This window comes from Paraburkholderia aromaticivorans (assembly GCF_002278075.1).
Lineage (GTDB): Bacteria > Pseudomonadota > Gammaproteobacteria > Burkholderiales > Burkholderiaceae > Paraburkholderia > Paraburkholderia aromaticivorans.
Window position 1 is genome coordinate 1,209,029 of record NZ_CP022990.1, and the last position, 16,291, is coordinate 1,225,319.

General features: G+C 62.8%; 14 protein-coding genes. 8 read left to right on the plus strand and 6 right to left on the minus strand.

Annotated elements, in window-relative coordinates:
- Positions 1 to 68: 68 nt before the first annotated feature.
- From CJU94_RS25140 to CJU94_RS25150, 3 genes are all read left to right on the plus strand, one after another.
- Complete coding sequence (locus tag CJU94_RS25140) at positions 69 to 1,034, plus strand: L-carnitine dehydrogenase (RefSeq protein WP_095421359.1); 966 nt, start codon at positions 69 to 71, stop codon at positions 1,032 to 1,034.
- A gap of 180 nt (positions 1,035 to 1,214) precedes the next feature.
- Positions 1,215 to 1,724, plus strand: a complete 510-nt coding sequence (locus CJU94_RS25145) for a thioesterase family protein (RefSeq protein ID WP_095421360.1) — start codon at positions 1,215 to 1,217, stop codon at positions 1,722 to 1,724.
- A complete protein-coding gene (locus tag CJU94_RS25150) occupies positions 1,717 to 2,688 on the plus strand; it encodes an alpha/beta hydrolase (RefSeq protein ID WP_095421361.1) in 972 nt (323 codons plus the stop codon). Before CJU94_RS25145 ends, CJU94_RS25150 begins: the two co-directional genes overlap by 8 nt.
- Here CJU94_RS25150 and CJU94_RS25155 read toward each other — a convergent pair.
- From CJU94_RS25155 to CJU94_RS25165, 3 genes are all read right to left on the minus strand, one after another.
- A complete protein-coding gene (locus tag CJU94_RS25155) occupies positions 2,685 to 4,109 on the minus strand; it encodes a sensor histidine kinase (RefSeq protein ID WP_095421362.1) in 1,425 nt (474 codons plus the stop codon). The two genes, CJU94_RS25150 and CJU94_RS25155, sit on opposite strands and share 4 nt — an antisense overlap.
- A gap of 23 nt (positions 4,110 to 4,132) precedes the next feature.
- Positions 4,133 to 5,095 carry a response regulator gene (locus tag CJU94_RS25160; protein WP_095421363.1) on the minus strand — a complete coding sequence of 321 codons (963 nt, stop codon included), beginning with the start codon at positions 5,093 to 5,095 and terminating at the stop codon, positions 4,133 to 4,135.
- A 326-nt stretch (positions 5,096 to 5,421) separates the two neighbouring features.
- Positions 5,422 to 6,096, minus strand: a complete 675-nt coding sequence (locus CJU94_RS25165) for an HAD family hydrolase (RefSeq protein WP_095421364.1) — start codon at positions 6,094 to 6,096, stop codon at positions 5,422 to 5,424.
- A gap of 485 nt (positions 6,097 to 6,581) precedes the next feature.
- On the opposite strand from CJU94_RS25165, the gene CJU94_RS41880 reads away from it, so the two are divergent.
- Both CJU94_RS41880 and CJU94_RS25170 read left to right on the plus strand, forming a co-directional pair.
- On the plus strand, positions 6,582 to 6,836 hold the full coding sequence (locus CJU94_RS41880) for a hypothetical protein (protein ID WP_244221071.1): 255 nt from the start codon (positions 6,582 to 6,584) through the stop codon (positions 6,834 to 6,836).
- A 21-nt stretch (positions 6,837 to 6,857) separates the two neighbouring features.
- A complete protein-coding gene (locus CJU94_RS25170) occupies positions 6,858 to 7,373 on the plus strand; it encodes a hypothetical protein (RefSeq protein WP_244221072.1) in 516 nt (171 codons plus the stop codon).
- A gap of 181 nt (positions 7,374 to 7,554) precedes the next feature.
- Here CJU94_RS25170 and CJU94_RS25175 read toward each other — a convergent pair whose 3' ends face one another.
- Entirely contained in the window at positions 7,555 to 9,834 is a 2,280-nt protein-coding gene (locus CJU94_RS25175; protein ID WP_208645407.1) for a hypothetical protein, read from the minus strand.
- 712 nt (positions 9,835 to 10,546) lie between these two features.
- Here CJU94_RS25175 and CJU94_RS40975 point away from each other — a divergent pair.
- Entirely contained in the window at positions 10,547 to 11,023 is a 477-nt protein-coding gene (locus CJU94_RS40975) for a hypothetical protein (RefSeq protein WP_157763806.1), read from the plus strand.
- A gap of 24 nt (positions 11,024 to 11,047) precedes the next feature.
- Here the strand turns inward: CJU94_RS40975 and msrA are convergent, their stop codons facing one another.
- Both msrA and CJU94_RS25190 read right to left on the minus strand, forming a co-directional pair.
- The gene (msrA, locus tag CJU94_RS25185; protein WP_095421365.1) at positions 11,048 to 11,788 is read right to left on the minus strand and encodes a peptide-methionine (S)-S-oxide reductase MsrA; all 741 of its coding nucleotides are present in this window, start codon (positions 11,786 to 11,788) and stop codon (positions 11,048 to 11,050) included.
- A gap of 51 nt (positions 11,789 to 11,839) precedes the next feature.
- Positions 11,840 to 13,705, minus strand: coding sequence for a cytochrome c biogenesis protein DipZ (locus tag CJU94_RS25190; RefSeq protein WP_095421366.1), 1,866 nt, complete (start codon positions 13,703 to 13,705; stop codon positions 11,840 to 11,842).
- Between the two features lie 266 nt (positions 13,706 to 13,971).
- Here CJU94_RS25190 and CJU94_RS25195 point away from each other — a divergent pair, with 266 nt between their 5' ends.
- Together CJU94_RS25195 and CJU94_RS25200 are read left to right on the plus strand one after the other, a co-directional pair.
- Positions 13,972 to 14,718, plus strand: a complete 747-nt coding sequence (locus CJU94_RS25195) for a response regulator transcription factor (protein WP_095421367.1) — start codon at positions 13,972 to 13,974, stop codon at positions 14,716 to 14,718.
- Positions 14,715 to 16,208: a sensor histidine kinase gene (locus CJU94_RS25200; protein ID WP_095421368.1), complete on the plus strand. Its 1,494-nt coding sequence runs from the start codon at positions 14,715 to 14,717 to the stop codon at positions 16,206 to 16,208. Before CJU94_RS25195 ends, CJU94_RS25200 begins: the two co-directional genes overlap by 4 nt.
- Positions 16,209 to 16,291: the final 83 nt, after the last annotated feature.

Consider the following 16,291-nt stretch of genomic DNA (forward strand, 5'->3'; position numbering starts at 1 on the left):
CAGGCGCGTTGCATGGATGGCAACGCGCATCGGAACCCGACAACACACAGGCAAAGGAAACGTCAGCAATGGCAATGATCGTCGATATCAAAACATTCGCGGCAATCGGCGTGGGCGTGATCGGCAGCGGCTGGGTGGCGCGCGCGCTCGCCCACGGGCTCGATGTCGTCGCGTGGGATCCGGCGCCGGGCGCCGAGAAGCAATTGCGCGAGAACATCGCCAACGCCTGGCCGGCGCTGCAGCGCGTGGGCCTCGCCGCGGGCGCGTCGCCCGAACGCTTGCGCTTCGTCGACACGATCGAAGCCTGCGTCGGGAAGGCGGACTTCATTCAGGAAAGCGCGCCGGAACGCGAGGAATTGAAGCTCGCGTTGCACGAACAGATCAGCCGCGCCGCGAAGCCGGATGCGATCATCGCTTCGTCGACGTCGGGGCTCTTGCCAAGCGACTTTTACGCGCGAGCGGTGAACCCGGAGCGCTGCATTGTCGGCCATCCGTTCAATCCGGTGTACCTGCTGCCGCTCGTCGAAGTGGTGGGCGGCGCAAGCACCGCCCCGGAAACGCTCGACGCCGCGCAACAGGTATATCGTGCTCTGTCGATGCGGCCGCTGCGCGTGCGCAAGGAAGTGCCGGGTTTCATCGCCGACCGCCTGCTCGAAGCGCTATGGCGCGAGGCCTTGCATCTGGTCAACGAAGGCGTGGCGACCACCGGCGAAATCGACGACGCGATCCGCTTCGGCGCGGGCATCCGCTGGTCGTTCATGGGCACCTTCCTCACCTACACGCTGGCTGGCGGCGATGCCGGCATGCGCCACTTCATGCAACAGTTCGGACCGGCGCTGGAGCTGCCCTGGACTAAACTGGTCGCGCCGAAGTTGACGGATGAACTGATCGACCGGGTCGTGGACGGCACGGCGGAACAGGTCGGCCCGCGGTCGATCAAGCAGCTGGAGCGTTACCGCGACGATTGCATTACGAGCGTGCAGGCGGCGATCGCGGAGGCGAAGGCGCGGCATGGGTTGCTGCCCGCGGAGTGATGCCGAGAGCTGTGAGCTGTGAGCTGTGAGCTGTGAGTTGTGAGCTGTGAGCTGTGAGCTGTGAGCTGTGAGCTGTGAGCTGTGAGCTGTGAGCTGTAAGACACGCTACTGCGCCGAAGCGCTGGCGGCACATTCGCCGCCGGCGAACGCCTTTGATACGAATGTTCGAGAGGATTGCCGATGCCGCAACCTGCTGCCCTGCCTTGCTATCGCGATACGGTGCGGGCCGAATGGGTCGATTACAACGGCCACTTGCGCGACGCGTTCTATATGCTGATCTTCAGCTTCGCGACCGACGCGCTGATCGACCTGATCGGTTTGCCGGACGCAGTACGCAAAGAACGCCAGCGCTCTATCTACACGCTCGAAGCGCACGTCAACTATCTGCATGAAATCAAGGATGGCGCGCAGGTGCGCGTCGACATGCGCTTGCTCGGGCACGATGCAAAGCGGCTGCATCTATACCTCGAGATGTTTGCCGGCGACAGCGGAGAGCCGGTGGCCGCAGGCGAGCAGATGCTGCTGCATGTGGATACCGGCGGCCCGCGCGCCGCCGCGTTCGATCCGGATGTCGCCGCGCACGTGCAGGCATTGGCCGACGCGCATGCCGCCCTGCCACCGGCCAGATTTGCCGGCCGCGTGATCGGCTTGCCCGCCGGAACAAAGCCGGGTGGGCCCGAGCATGCTTGAGCCGGAAATTGCCGCGTTCATCGAAAGAACCGCCGCGATTTATCCGGGGCATTCGGCTTCGCTGTCACCACCCGAACAGCGCGAGATTTACGAACGGTACGCGGCGGCGTTCACGCCCGCGCTGCCCCAAGACGTCACGACACAGGACGCGGCGTTCCAATCCGGCGCCGGCCATGCGATCGCGCTACGGCTGTACCGCAACCGTGCATGCGCTCACGAAGCGACGCGTGGCACCGTGCTGTACTTTCACGGCGGCGGTTTCGTGCTCGGCTCGTTGGATAGCCATCAGATCGTAACCGCGCGCATTGCCGCGGACACCGGACTCGACGTGATCGCGGTCGACTACCGGCTCGCGCCCGAACACCGCGCCCCAGCCGCGCACGACGATTGCCTGGCAGTCACGCTCGCCGCGCTGAAGAGCCGCTTGCCGTTCGATTTGCGGGCCGGCGCCACGCTGCAACTGGCCGGCGACAGCGCCGGCGCCACGCTCGCGGCCAGTGTGGCGATGCGCCTGCGCGACGACGGCATTCAAGGCGTGCGCGGGCTCGCGCTGGTCTATCCGATGCTCGGCACCGAGCCTCAGCCGCCCGCGCGCGAAACCGAAGCGCACGCCCCCATGCTCAAGCTGGCGGATATTCATGCATTCCGCGATCAATATTGGGGCGCACACCGGCCCTACCCTGCATGGACGATCCCGCTGGAGGCGACGCGCTTCGACGGCTTGCCGCCGACCCTGGCAATCGCGGCCGAGCATGATCCGTTGCGAGACGACGCGCGCGTCTTTGCCGGGCGTATCAGCGCAGCCGGCGGAGAAGCGCAGTTGTGGATCGGCGCCGGCCTCGTGCATGGATGCTGGCGCGCTATGGAATCGAGCCCCGGCGTGCGGAGCTTGCACGGCGAGGTGTGCCGTTTTCTGTCCGCCCATGCGGTGCCGGCGCCTGCTGGCGGTGAGCGCCGACGCTAATGCGGCGCACGGGCCGGCGTCTTGCGCAGTGCGCGGTCGGCCGGTGAGTCGGGCACCGGCAACCGTACGGTGAAGGTCGTGTGCGCGCCTTGTATCGAACTGCAATCGATACTCCCGCCCAGAAGTTCCGTGGCGCGACGGCAAAACGCGAGCCCCATGCCCGCGCCGCTGCCGTGCCGCTTGGTCGTGAAGAAGGCGTCGAAGATGTAAGGCAGCACGTCGCGCGCGATACCCGGCCCGGTGTCACGGAATTGCAGCACGCAAAAGTCCCGGTCCTGCACGGCACTGATCGTGATCTGACCATCGCCGCCCACGCTGATCGCATGCAGTGCGTTTTTCAGCAGGTTGAACAGCACGAAGACCACCACCGTGTCCGAACCTGAAAAGGCCAGGGCGGGGTCGATGGGCATCACCGTGACGCGCGCCCGCTCGTCGCTATTGAACGGATATCGCTCCAGCGCCGACGCCACGCATTGCCGCACGGAATGGCGGCTGAAGCGGCTGCGGTCCAGACGGTCGAGCGTGAAAGACGCGAGCGCCATCTCGACCATCGCGCTGGTGCCGGAAACTTCGCGCCGGATCGCGCTCGCCAGTTGGCTGATGCGTTCGGATTGGCCGGAATCGTCGTGATCGTCGTAAATCCCATGCGTGACGGCCATCCGGTACCCTTTGAACACGTGGTCCCAGACGCTGGCGATTTCGTCGGCGTGCATACCGATGGTCGCGAGCGGCGTCGATATCTCGTGCGCGATGGTCGCCGCGACGGCGTACGGGTGAATCAGGTGATAGCGGACGATGGTGATCGCCAGAAGCGCGAGACTCAGGCCGATGAACAGGACGCCCGGCGGATAGAACCGGGCACCGTAGTTGACCGCGTAGTCCGCCGCCGCGAACGAATACAGGCAAAGGCTCGCCAGACACAGATCGAGGCGTCTGCGCGCGTGCCCCTCCGCGTTGCGGCGCGCGGCGAGCAGAAGCTGCGCGCTGCGCCCGGCCAGCAACACGGTCTGCACCACATGCAAGGGATGCAGCGGCCCGGCCACGGGATAGTAGCCGAAGAAGAAGTGCCGATAGCCGGCCACCACTTCGTTGCCGGGAAGCAATATCGCAAGAACAAAGCACAGACCGTACGACGCGATCAGCAACGGCCGCTCACGGCGCTGCGCCGCCACCTCCGTGACGAAGTGATAGAAGGTCGTCGGCAGAAAGAGAATGAACAGATAGCCGCATCTGACCAGCAGTTCCGCGGTCTGCGGGTTGTCGGTCTGGAACAGCAGCGTCCATGTGCCTTGCCAGGCGAAGGTTGCCGCGCACATCAGGATGAATGGCGTGAATAGCCGCGTCGCCCCTTGCGTGATCAGTACGTACAGGCCGAACACTACGAACATCGCGGACACGAAGGCAGTCGGAATAGCGTACATGTGGCTCAACGTATCGGCCAGCTTTAGCGATTCCGCTCATTGCGCCATTGCGCGAATGTTACGAGGTCCATGCCCACTTCGGCGGCATCGATCGGGGTCCAGCTATAGAACACGTCTTCCCAGCCCGGAATGGTCTGCGGCGTCAGCGTCCTGAAGTTCATGCCGGAGCGGTAGGCCAGATTCGGCCAGAATACCGGCATCACCTCGCGCACCGCCATCTGCTTCAACAGGTCGGCCGGGCCGTCCTCGTCCGCGACGATTTCGCCTTGGGAGATCCAGTCGTTCTCGGCCCAGGCAACGAAAACGCTCGGGTTTCCGGCACGGTCGAACATCAGAATGGCGTCCTGTTCCGGGCGCCAGTAGTATTCGACGATACCGTGCGCGGCCACCAGCTCGTCGATGACCTTGCGCGTTCTCGGATCGCAATACACCGTGCCGCTATCGCCCAACGCCAGCCAGCCGCCTTCCGAGCAATGCCTGTTTTTGGCATCTTTCAGGAAATGGGCCAGCCGGTTTGCGGAATCGATATCCGTTTTTCTCAGGTATAGATCGACGATCCCGGCATTGAACGCTTTGACCGCGACGGTCTCGTCCGCCACGCCGGTCAACAGCACTTTCGCGCAGCGCAGATTGGAGATGGAGGAGAGGAACTCGACGCCGCTCATGCCCGGCATGTCGAAATCCACCACTACCGCCGCCACTTCCGCGAAGCGGGAACCGCGGGCCAGAATATCCCGCTCCGCCGAGCTTTCCACGTAGCGCTCGAAGCCCGTCTCGCTCACGCAGGCCGACGCCGGGGCAAACTCCAGTGAATTCTCGCGAGCATGCTGACGGATGAAGGCCAGCGCGGTTTGAGGCCGCGTGAAGAACAGATTGGTCGCGGCATCCGGAAAGAAACGCCGCAGGGCGTCCAGGTAGCCGTCGTTGTCATCCACGAAAACAACCGATGACGGGTACAGAACAGGTGGTCGGATAAAGTTGTTCATATATTCACGTGGTTGGTCGCACCGCCGCCGGAGGTTGGCCGCAGCAGGCCACCAGCCGGAAGAACAGGCGAGTCCGTAAGCCCTGCCGCGGGGTGGCGCCCCCTGATACGAGAGGCCGCCGACGCCCCGGCCATTGCCTGCCCGCCCCCGCTTTGCCGCATCAGGCTTTTCCGTGTGTTCGTGCAAGGAACACATCCGCGTGCCGCTTACCCGCTCATAGGGCGGATTCTCTCACGCTGGTTCCCAACTCGGTATTCCCCTGAACTATATAGTATCAACGACAGCGCTAAAGCGTGACGGGAAAATCCGCGAGATGGAGCCGGCCCTTAGGGCCGCGACGCAACCTCGTCCAGATGCTCCAGCAGATCGGCGGGGTCGTCGTAGACCCGCAGCGCGCCGGCGCGTTCGAGCTCTTCCGTGCCGTATCCGCCCGACAGCAAACCCACGCCCAGCGCGCGACAGCGTCGCGCCGCGAGCATGTCCCAGATGCTGTCGCCGACCACCACCGTATTTTCGACCGGCACGCCGAGCCGTTCGGCTGCGGCGATGAACAGATCCGGATCCGGTTTTGCATATTTGACGTCGTCGCGCGTGACGACGACCGCCTTCGCGGGATCCATACCTAGCGCCGCCAGATTGAGCGCCGCCGTTTCCATGCGGCCGCTGGTCGCCACCGCCCACGGCGTTCCGGCTTGCGTCAGCGCGTCGAGCAAGGCCCGGGCGCCCGGCAGCGGGCACACCTGCGCGCGCAGTCGCTGATAGGCCGCGGCGTGGGCCTGACGCAGGCGCTCGACCCGCTCGGCACTGATTTCGCCGTGCGTTTCCCGCAGAAGCTGATGGGTGAAAAGCCCGCCGCTCATGCCGATCTTGCGGTGAATCCGCCATACCGACAAGGGAATCCCCTCGCTGTCGAGCGCTTCTTTCCAGGCTAGAACGTGCTGGTAGACGCTGTCGACCAGGGTGCCGTCGAGATCGAAGAGGAAAGACGTCTGGATGCGCATGGCGAGCTCCTGTTGATGACTATGGCCACCAATATGCCATGCCCCGGGTTTCGCGGGTCGCCCGGAGCCGGCCTTTGTTCCCTTTGTCCCCCTTGACCCTCACGTCGCGTAAGGTTCTACGCTCCAACCCGCACACTGACCGGAGGCTCGAATGCTGTTGAAAGTGGGAGAACTTGCGAGGTTTCGACTCAGTCGCGCGACTATGTGTTGACCGCCTTCAGCGAAACAAAACTGCTGATCTACGAAAAGTATCTGTCGCCCGACGAGAGGCGGATGAGTCTGTGCTCGCGTTCATCCGCGAGGCGATGGCGAGCGTCGCGTAGCCGCGTTGATCGTGCAGGCCGGCTTTTGGCCGGCTTTTGGCCCGCTTCTGACCTTGCTTCTGACCTGCTTTGGGCGAGCAGGAGCGCGGTGGCCCGCACCGAGGCGATCCTTCAGCGCTGCCGTTCATGCTAGCCTCGTGACTCCCGCTAACAGGACGTTGCATGAACACACTTCGATTGCGCCTTCGTGGCCTGACGCGGCGACGCACGATCGCAACCGTTGCCACCCTCTTGACGATTTCGACAGGCCTGAATCACCCCGCCTTCGCGGACGCTGAACACGCAACCAGAGTGGAGTACGCCGGCACGGTGGGCGAAGCGAAGATCGGCATGACGCTTGTTCTGCGAGGAAAAAACCTCGGCAAAGGACATTACTTCTACTACCGCTACCTGAAGGACATTGCACTGACCGGCTGACAATCCGGCGCCCAACTGACATTGCAGGAAGCGAATGGGGCGTTCGATCTGCACTTCGTGGGCAATGGATCGAACGGCGACCAGCCGCTGGATTTTGCCAATAGCGTGGGCCTCGCCGGCACCTGGCGCGGCGGCGTAAAGACTTGGCCGGTCAGGCTATCCCTCGAAACCATGTCGTCCGCGGATGCGAATGCGGAACACCTGTACGGCATGATCACCGACGAATCCGACCAAGCATTCGAGGCGCGGGCCCAGGGCTTTTATTTCGCCGCGCTGAAGGGCGACCCGAAGCAGGCCGCGCGTTTCGTTCACTTTCCGCTGCGGGTGAATTGGGGTGCCTCGCATCACGAGACGATAGGTTCGGCGAATCAGCTTGCCGCCAACTGGCATCGCATATTCACGCCCAACTATCTTGCGGCGCTACGTGAAGCGGCTCCGCACGATATGCCGGTGATCAGGAGCCAGTACGCCATGCTCGGCGCAGGGCTTGCGTTCTTTACGGATAAGGGTGTCGAAGTTCTGAACGCGCAGCAATAAGCGCCGCTCGCGAAGCTGGAGGGAGTACGATCGGATGTGATCGGCTTGAGCAAATGCGTCAGCGCGACACCGGGTGTTTCTGCATTGCAAATGCGCAATCGACGCGCCGCCATTCACATCAGCGGCGCGTCGATCGTTTTCTGCGCTTATTGAACTGCTACCGGACTGCTTATCGCGCCATTTACTGGCCCGTGTATCCGAGCGGAACAGTGGCGTTGGCCTTGGCGACCGTCGCGTTGTTCGACACGATGTACTGCGGCACTTCGGTGAGCGTGAGCGCGACCTGGCCGTTGGTGTAGGCAACCGTGCTGACATTGCCGTAACCGTCGATCTTGGTCACATTGCCCGACGTGCCGGCATTGTCGACCTGGAGCGAATAGCCGGTCGAATACGTCTGGCTATACGCACCGTTGCTCGCCGGCCACTGCGCGTTGCTGTGCGTCCACGCCGCCGTCACGACCTTGCCGTTCCCCAGTTGCTGGAACGCATATGCAAAGACTCCTGACGGTGCGCTCTTGATGCGGCCCAGCGTATTCGTGCCGTCGAGAACCCGCGTCATCGTTGCGAAGGCCATCGCTTCAGGCTTCGGCGAAAGGTTCGTCGCACCGAAGGCGCCTTGTGCGTCGTTCAGATCGAAGAACGATCCGTAGCCGACTTCGCCTGGATAGTCAGGACCGTAGAACAGCGTCGTCACCTGCGCACCGCCGCCAAGCACGATGATGTGCGCCCGCACGCCAACTGCCGCATGCGCGAACAACTGGTTCTGCGACGGCACGTTCGGACCGTAGTTGAGGCCCGGATCGTAGCTCACGCCGGCTTCGGTGAAGAAGAGCTTCATGTTCGGCTTGCCTGCCTGCATGACCGATCGCAGTTGCTTCATCTGATTGTCGAGCGCATTGGCCTGGTTCGCCGGATCCGGATCCGAGTCCTGCAACTCAGGCGGATGGGACGGGTAGGTACCCGCATTCCAGTAGCCATGCGTTGCGACTGCATCGATGTAATTCCACAAACCAAGTGCGCCGAACTTCTGCAGATAACCCGTTGTGCAGGTGTCGCAGTTCGAGGCGAAAGGATTGCCGGTGCCCATCACCACCGCGTTCGGATCGGTAGAGTGAATGCCTTGATAGGCCGCCTTGTACATGGCGACGAAGTTCGCGTCGCTATCCGCCCAGCCGAGGCTCGGTTCCCAGGTGACCTGGTAGTAGTTCTTCTGCTGGTTCGGGTAATTTGCAGCACGAATCAGGCTCGTGTCCGTACCGACCTTGCTCATGAAGGTCTGGAACTCAGGCATGTTCGACGGCGCATAGTAGCTGTCGTTGAACTGGCCGGTCTTCGAGTCCCACGCCGGCAGTCCGTCCAGACGCACGATACGCATCTGATCAGGATTGGCCTTGTAGAACGGATCGAGGTCATTCACGTTCGGCGTATACGTGTTCGGGCCGTTGGGTTCCATGGCCGATACCTGACGGTCGTCGATCGTCCACGAGATGCCCAGCGCGTGCAGCGCGGCGATGTTGCCGTTGAAGCCCTGCATGCCGAAGCGATGCTGATCCTGATGCGCATAGTTCACGGTGCCCAGTGCCGAACTCAGATTCGGCAACACACCGAACGTCGCGATGCCGACCGGACGCGTGCCGCTTCTCGGCAGCGTGCCGCCGTTCGAGCGCAGGGTCGCGGTGAGCGCGCCGTAGCCGGACCACGTCGACGTACACGGAATCGTCGCGGTTTGTACGCCGGCCTTGACTGCAAAACTTCCCTGCGTCTTGATCGCGCCAGTCGAATCCGCTACGGACCAGACGACAGTATCCGCGCTCGGGGCGTTCGTCGTAATCGCCAGCTTGAACGAGGCGTTGTTCTGGAACACACGCAGGCCGTCGCTGGTCGGCGTATCGGCGCTGATCACGCCGTTCGCGGTGCCGCCGGCCGTTTGGGTCGGCGTGCTGCACGACATGGTCGAGCTGCCGGGAGTGGGCGTCGGGGTCGGGGTGGGCGTCGGGGTCGGGGTCGGGGTCGGGGTCGGGGTCGGGGTCGGGGTCGGGGTCGGGGTCGGGGTCGGGGTCGGGGTGGGCGTCGGCGTCGGCGTCGGGGTGGGCGTCGGCGTCGGCGTCGGGGTCGGCGTGGGCGTCGGAGTCGGCGTCGGCGTTGCAGCAGCCGCCTTGATCCAGCATGACTTGCCGTAGCCATACGCCGGGTCTGTCTGCGAAACTGCGCCGACATAACAGCCGACGCCATTGCTGAACGTACGCGGCGCGCTCAGCATCACCGACGGTGCATTGGGCGGAACCGCACCGAACACCACCGAGGCCGTTCCGAGGAACGAGCAGTTGGCATTCTCCTGTGCGCACAACTTGTATTGCTGTCCTGAGACCGTGATGGTGGACTGAGCCTGCGCGCTTTCCGCGGCAAACGATGCCAACACTGTTGCAGATGCAACGCCAAATAGTTTCAAGTATCTCGTCATTGTCCGTATGTTCGCTAAAAGCAGGTTTTCCCCGAGAATTCAGCAAGATCGATCAGTCGTCCCGCTTTGGCGTTATTGAGTACAGAGAGAGGTGAACCTGAGAACGCGATGACCGCGTTCATTGCTGATGAAGCTCAAGCCTTGATGTGCCGCTATGCGATGGCGAACCTGCCAGCCATCCGCTCGCCTGGAAACTGCCGCTGAACAGCGGAGCAATCGGCACCGCCACCAGGTTTCCGGCCGACATCTATTTATTACGTTATGCTTACTATTTAGCCGATAGCAATCCTGCGATACATCGCTACCAACTACCCCATATGGAACTTCGACACGGTCGATCGAGCGCGGCGCGCACCAAAATCAAACCGCATGCACCGATTGCGTGACAAAGTCAGTCGACTTCCCGACCGTCGTAAAAGACGCCCCACCGATCACCCAACAGGGAAAGCACCACGAGGGGTTCATGCATGCCGCCGACGCGACTGGAACATCTACCGACTACCGAGGCTCGCCCTGAAAGTCCGGCGCACCTGGTATTTGCCAAACAAGGTTCGTACCAGCACGCGCAATCCCATAAATCAGGATGACGAATAATCAACCCGACTTATTTTCGGTCGCCGTTGACAGTCCATTATTGATGTGAACCCGTCGGCTCGACAGCGATCGAGGTACGCCCTCGCCTTGCAAGTCGGGTTCGGAACCCAAAGAACGAATGATCGGCGCGAATCTGCCTCACCCGCTCCAGTTGCAGCGCGAGGTAGGGTGCGTCGAATTTGAAGCGCGCCGCGGTCCGCCAACACGCTTCGCTACCGGAAAAGCGGTTTACAGGTGCGCGGCTGCCATCGGCGTAACTGTTACAGGAAAAACGGTGCTCGACCGCATGCCCGGTATTAGTTACAGAAGTTTTTGGCAGACGAATTATAAACGTTTCATCCGCGTAACGTGCCGGGGTTCAGGGGCGATAAGTGATATGTGCAAGAAACTTCGCGAGGATGCGGCGAGAGATTTTCCAAACATAGGGGAATGCAAAAACTCCGCCTCGCGGCGCTGCGGAAAAGGTAAATATTTGATTCGTCAGTTGATTGTTGTCGCGCTTTTTCAGTCATCCAATATTTGTGAAATTTTTATATTAGTAATACAAAAGGCTCGCATCCGCTGCGAGCCCAAAAACGACCAGATGTTTTACTAAGCAGTCCATGCTGGACCATAGATGCTATGGAGCCTTCGTAGCGAGCAATACAGGATCGTTGCGATACAGATCCGGGAACATCCGTTTCAGGTCAGCCACCTTCGGCAGGTCGTTGATCGCGATGTACGGGTGGTCCGGATGCAGCGCGAGGAAGTTCTGGTGATAGCTTTCCGCCGGATAGAAGCCCTTGAAGTTCTCCACGCGAGTTACGAGCGGCGCCGAAAACACATGTGCATTGTCCAGTTGTGCGATATACGACTGCGCAATATCGCGCTGCGCTGCATTCACAGGGAAAATCGCCGATCGATATTGAGTCCCGTGGTCAGGGCCTTGATAGTTCAACTCGGTGGGATTGTGCGCGACCGAGAAGAATATCTGCAGCAACCGCCCGTACGTGATCTGCGTCGGATCGTAAGTGATCTGCACGGACTCGGCGTGCCCCGTATCGCCTTCGCTGACGGTTTCGTATTGCGCCGTGGACGCCGCGCCGCCGCTATAACCCGAGGCGACCTGCTTCACGCCGCGCACGTGTTCGAACACACCTTGCACGCCCCAGAAGCAGCCGCCCGCCAACACTGCCGTTTCGCTATGCGTCGCGGCGGCTTTTTCGTCCTGCACGGGGGCGGGGATCTTCGTCGCGGCTTCGGCCGAATGTGCGACGTGCTGCGCGGCCACGACGCCCAAAACAACCACGACGAGACCTGCGAGTCGGCTGACGGAAAAACGCTTCCGCAGCGACGCGGCTCTAGTGAATATCGTGTACATGATGGTCTTTCCTTTAGATCAGCTTGAAGTTGAGTCAGGCCGCTCGCCGGCTTACCCGAACGTGAAGGCAAACGCCTGCACACCAGGGTCGAGAAACTCGATGGAGAACGTATGGTCCGCGACTTCGCCGGATTGCCGCACCAGTTGATAGAGACGCTGCCCGGTTACGCTGCCGCTGCCGTCGGCGGCGACGTCGGTACCGTGCGACGCGCCGGGCGCGCCACCGTCGACACTGACGCGAAACCGCACGGGCTTGCCGTCCTTACCCGGACCGAGCACCAAGTGCAGGTCGCGAGCATGAAAGCGATACACGATACGGCCCGACGCGGCGACGAGCGTGGCGTGCTCGGCACCCACATTCCATGAACCGGCGAGACCCCAGTCGTTGACGGCGAGCTGCGACGGCGTTGCATACGCGTGCGCCTTGTCCTCCACTTCCCCGCCCGGCGACGCGAAGTTCTCCGCCCGCTGATAGCCGACGTAGGTTTCCGGCGATTGCATATCGGCGTTGTCCGCTGCGGCCTGCACGCCTTGGACGCCGGCATCCGCAATGCCGATCGCCATGTTCGACGCGTTTGCATGGCCCGCTTCGGCCAACAGTTGCTGAATCACCTTCTCGGACTCCGCATAGTCGCCTTCGCCGAAGTGGTGATAGCGGATCTGCCCTTTCGCGTCGACGAAATAGTGCGCGGGCCAGTACTGGTTATTCAACGCGCGCCAGATCGCATAGTTGTTGTCGATCGCGACCGGGTAGTCCACGCCCAGGTCATGCGTCGCCTTCCTCACGTTGTCGATATTACGCTCGAAGGCGAATTCCGGCGCATGCACACCGATCACGACGAGCCCCTGATCCTTGTACTTCTGCGCCCACGCTTTGACATACGGCAGCGAACGCAGACAATTGATGCACGAGTAAGTCCAGAAATCGATCAGCACGACCTTGCCGCGCAAATCCTGCAGGGTAAGCGGCGGCGAATTGAGCCATTGGACCGCGCCGTTCAGTGGAGGCAACACGCCTTCCACCGGCAGCGGCGCCGCATTGGCGGCGGTGCGCATCATCGCGCCGCCGGAGGTTGCGGCGGAGACCGGTTCGACGTTGGCGCCCCGCTGCGCCTCAGGGTTGGCGCCCTTCATTGCGCCGCCGGATGCGTCCGCCGGATTGCCGGCGACGGGCGACTTGCCCGGCGCCGCGTTCGGCGAGAACCTGTCGACGAGTTTCTGTTCGAGACCGCCGGTAGCGAGCGTCGAGACACGGGCGAGCACGCCGGTGTCGATACCCAACGCGATCGCGACGACGCCAGACAGCATCGCGACACCGATCCCGCGGCGGATCCATTCGCCCGCACCTAATGACCGCTTCATTGCCGCGAACACCTTGCCGCCGATCAGGAGCGCCACTGCCAGCGACGTCGCCGCGCCCGCCGCATAAGCAGCCAATAGCAACGTGGTGCCGACGCTCGCGCCGCGCAGTGCCGCGCCGGTCAGCACGAGGCCGAGAATCGGACCGGCGCACGGCGCCCACAGCAGACCGGTCGCGACGCCCAGCAAAAACGACGAACCGGCGCGAATCTGCTGTCCATCGGCCTGCGCGAAACTGGACAGGCGATTGCCCGCGCTGACGAGCGGCCGCATCAGATGATCGGCGAAGCGCGGGAACAGCAACGTCAGACCGAAGATCGCGAGCAGCGCGATTGCCAGCCAGCGGCCATACTGGTTGGCCTGCGTGACCCAGCCGCCGCCCACCGCGGCAAGCGTCGCGACGAGGGCGAACGTCAGTGCCATGCCGGCGAGCAAGGGCAAGCCGCTGCGCACGAACGGCTGATCGGCGCGCGCGAAAACAAACGGCAGCACCGGCAGGATGCACGGGCTGAGAATCGTGAGAGCGCCGCCGAGATAGGCAAGAACGATGAGTAGCATGTCGGTTCCGAACGTTCGTGTAGGTCAGTTAAAGTGGGCACGCGGGCAGAAGCGGCAGCCGGCGTACAGTTCATCCAGGGCCTGATACTGCGGAAAGTGCCCACATGCTAGAGCGCCACCGATGTCGAAGTCCTCACGAAAAGTTAAATTAAATGTGATAACTCGCAGGCCGGAAATTTTGCACAATGGCGCAATGGCCGCCTTTCCCGGCGGCCGTGCCCGGCCCTGCTCCTCAACCGCGCCCTGAACCGTCGCCCACACCCACCATGGACAATCCGAAGCGCATCCTGATCGTCGAAGACGACGTCGACATCGCCAACGTGCTGAGTCTTCATTTGCGTGACGAGCGCTATGAGGTCGTACACAGCGCCGACGGCAATGAAGGCCTGCGCCTGCTCGAACAAGGCGGCTGGGATGCGCTGATTCTCGATCTGATGCTGCCCGGCGTCGACGGACTGGAAATCTGCCGGCGCGCCCGCGCGATGACGCGCTACACGCCGATCATCATCACCAGTGCGCGCTCGAGCGAAGTGCACCGGATTCTCGGCCTCGAACTGGGCGCGGACGACTATCTCGCCAAGCCGTTCTCCGTGCTCGAACTGGTGGCGCGCGTCAAAGCGCTGCTGCGCCGCGTCGACGCGCTCGCGAAAGATGCGCGGATCGAAGGCGGCAGCCTGCGGATCGCCGGGCTCCTGATCGATCCGCTGACGCGCGAAGCGGCCGTCGACGGCAAGCCCATAGAACTCACGCCGCGCGAATTCGATCTGCTGTATTACTTCGCCCAGCATCCCGGCAAAGTGTTCTCGCGAATGGACCTGCTCAATGCGGTCTGGGGCTACCAGCACGAGGGGTATGAGCACACCGTCAACACCCATATCAACCGGCTGCGCGCGAAGATCGAGGCCGATCCAGCTCAACCCGAGCGCATCCTGACCGTCTGGGGGCGCGGCTACAAGCTCGCCGTGCCTGGCGAGACACCCGCGCCCGCCGGCGCGCAGAAGGACGCATCGTGAATCTGACGCTGACCCAGCGGCTTTCGCTCGTTTTCTCCGTGCTGTTGCTGGCATGCTGCGGCGCGTCCGCCTTTTTGCAAATCCGTTCGAGCGATCTGCACGAAAAGGAAGTCATCCAGAGCCTGTCGCGCAATCTCGCCGACCATATCGCGCACCGCACCACGCTGATGGACGCCAACGGCTTGCGGCCCGATGCGGTCCGGCAACTGTTCGGGCAACTGATGATGGTGAACCCGAGCGTCGAGGTGTATCTGCTCGACAATCAAGGGCGCATTAAAGGCGACGACGCGCCCGCCGGGCACGTGAAACGCGCGCAGGTGGATCTGGCGCCGGTCCGGCGCTTCATCGCGGGCGAGGCGCTGCCGATTCTCGACGACGACCCGCGCAGCGTCGACGGTAAAAAGGTGTTCAGCGCCGCGCCGCTGCAACTGAGCGGGCAGGCGCCGTCCGGGTATATCTACGTGGTGCTGCTAGGCGAAGAACACGACGCGCTCGCCGCGCAGGTGGCGGCCAGTTCCGTGTTGCGCACGACGTTGTGGTCGATGGCGCTGGTCGCCCTGTTGGGATTGCTCGCCGGGTTGACCGCATTCGGCCTGATCACGCGCCCGCTGCGCCGCCTGACCGACGCCATGCGCCGCTTCGACGCGGAAGGCGAGCCCGACACTCAGCCGAGCGTGCCGCGCTCGTCGGCTGGACGGCGCGACGAAATCGCCGTGCTCGAAGCCACGTTCGCGCAGATGGCGAACCGCATCGGCGATCAATGGCGCGCGCTCACCCGGCAGGATCAGCAGCGCCGCGAGTTGATCGCCAATATTTCACACGACCTGCGCACGCCGTTGACCTCCCTGCACGGCTACCTCGAGACACTGTCGCTGAAGACCGACACGCTCGGCGAAACGGAGCGCAAGCGCTATCTGGCAATCGCGCTCGCACAAAGCGTCAAGGTGGGCCGGCTTGCGCAGGCCTTGTTCGAACTGGCGAGGCTCGAACAAGGCAACGTGCAACCGGCGCTCGAGCCATTCTCGCTGATGGATCTGGTGCAGGACGTCTTTCAGAAGTTCGAATTGCCGGCCGAGGCGCGGCACATTCAGTTGCGCGCGGCTATTCCGCCACGTCTGCCGAATGTTTGCGCCGATCTGGGCATGATCGAGCGCGTCCTGACGAACCTGCTCGACAACGCGATTCGCCACACACCCGCGGGAGGATCGATCGACATCGATCTCGCGCACAAGGACGGCAAGGTGTCGGTCACGCTCAGCGACACGGGGCCCGGCATTCCACCCGAACAACGCGCCGGTCTGTTCGAACGGCCATTCAGCGCCGGCGGCGCGCATCGCGGCGGCGGACTCGGGTTGCTGATCGTCCAGCGCATGCTGCAACTGCACCATAGCCAGATACGGCTGGTCGAAACGGCGGGAACGGGCACGACGTTTTGCTTTGAATTGCCGACGGCTGCCCTCAAACCAGGTACCGCCGGCATCCTTCTATGACGAATCGCGCCGGCAGGCGCGGCCACCAACGCGCAGCTAACTGACTGCAAGTCGGCATTGTCGTAGCGGCAACAGTCTTTCAC

Coding starts and splice junctions, on each gene's coding strand:
- CJU94_RS25140 (WP_095421359.1), top strand. CDS start 69: ATGGCAATGATCGTCGATATCAAAACATTCGCGGCAATCGGCGTGGGC.
- CJU94_RS25145 (WP_095421360.1), top strand. CDS start 1,215: ATGCCGCAACCTGCTGCCCTGCCTTGCTATCGCGATACGGTGCGGGCC.
- CJU94_RS25150 (WP_095421361.1), top strand. CDS start 1,717: ATGCTTGAGCCGGAAATTGCCGCGTTCATCGAAAGAACCGCCGCGATT.
- CJU94_RS25155 (WP_095421362.1), bottom strand. CDS start 4,109: ATGTACGCTATTCCGACTGCCTTCGTGTCCGCGATGTTCGTAGTGTTC.
- CJU94_RS25160 (WP_095421363.1), bottom strand. CDS start 5,095: ATGAACAACTTTATCCGACCACCTGTTCTGTACCCGTCATCGGTTGTT.
- CJU94_RS25165 (WP_095421364.1), bottom strand. CDS start 6,096: ATGCGCATCCAGACGTCTTTCCTCTTCGATCTCGACGGCACCCTGGTC.
- CJU94_RS41880 (WP_244221071.1), top strand. CDS start 6,582: ATGAACACACTTCGATTGCGCCTTCGTGGCCTGACGCGGCGACGCACG.
- CJU94_RS25175 (WP_208645407.1), bottom strand. CDS start 9,834: ATGACGAGATACTTGAAACTATTTGGCGTTGCATCTGCAACAGTGTTG.
- CJU94_RS40975 (WP_157763806.1), top strand. CDS start 10,547: ATGATCGGCGCGAATCTGCCTCACCCGCTCCAGTTGCAGCGCGAGGTA.
- msrA (WP_095421365.1), bottom strand. CDS start 11,788: ATGTACACGATATTCACTAGAGCCGCGTCGCTGCGGAAGCGTTTTTCC.
- CJU94_RS25190 (WP_095421366.1), bottom strand. CDS start 13,705: ATGCTACTCATCGTTCTTGCCTATCTCGGCGGCGCTCTCACGATTCTC.
- CJU94_RS25195 (WP_095421367.1), top strand. CDS start 13,972: ATGGACAATCCGAAGCGCATCCTGATCGTCGAAGACGACGTCGACATC.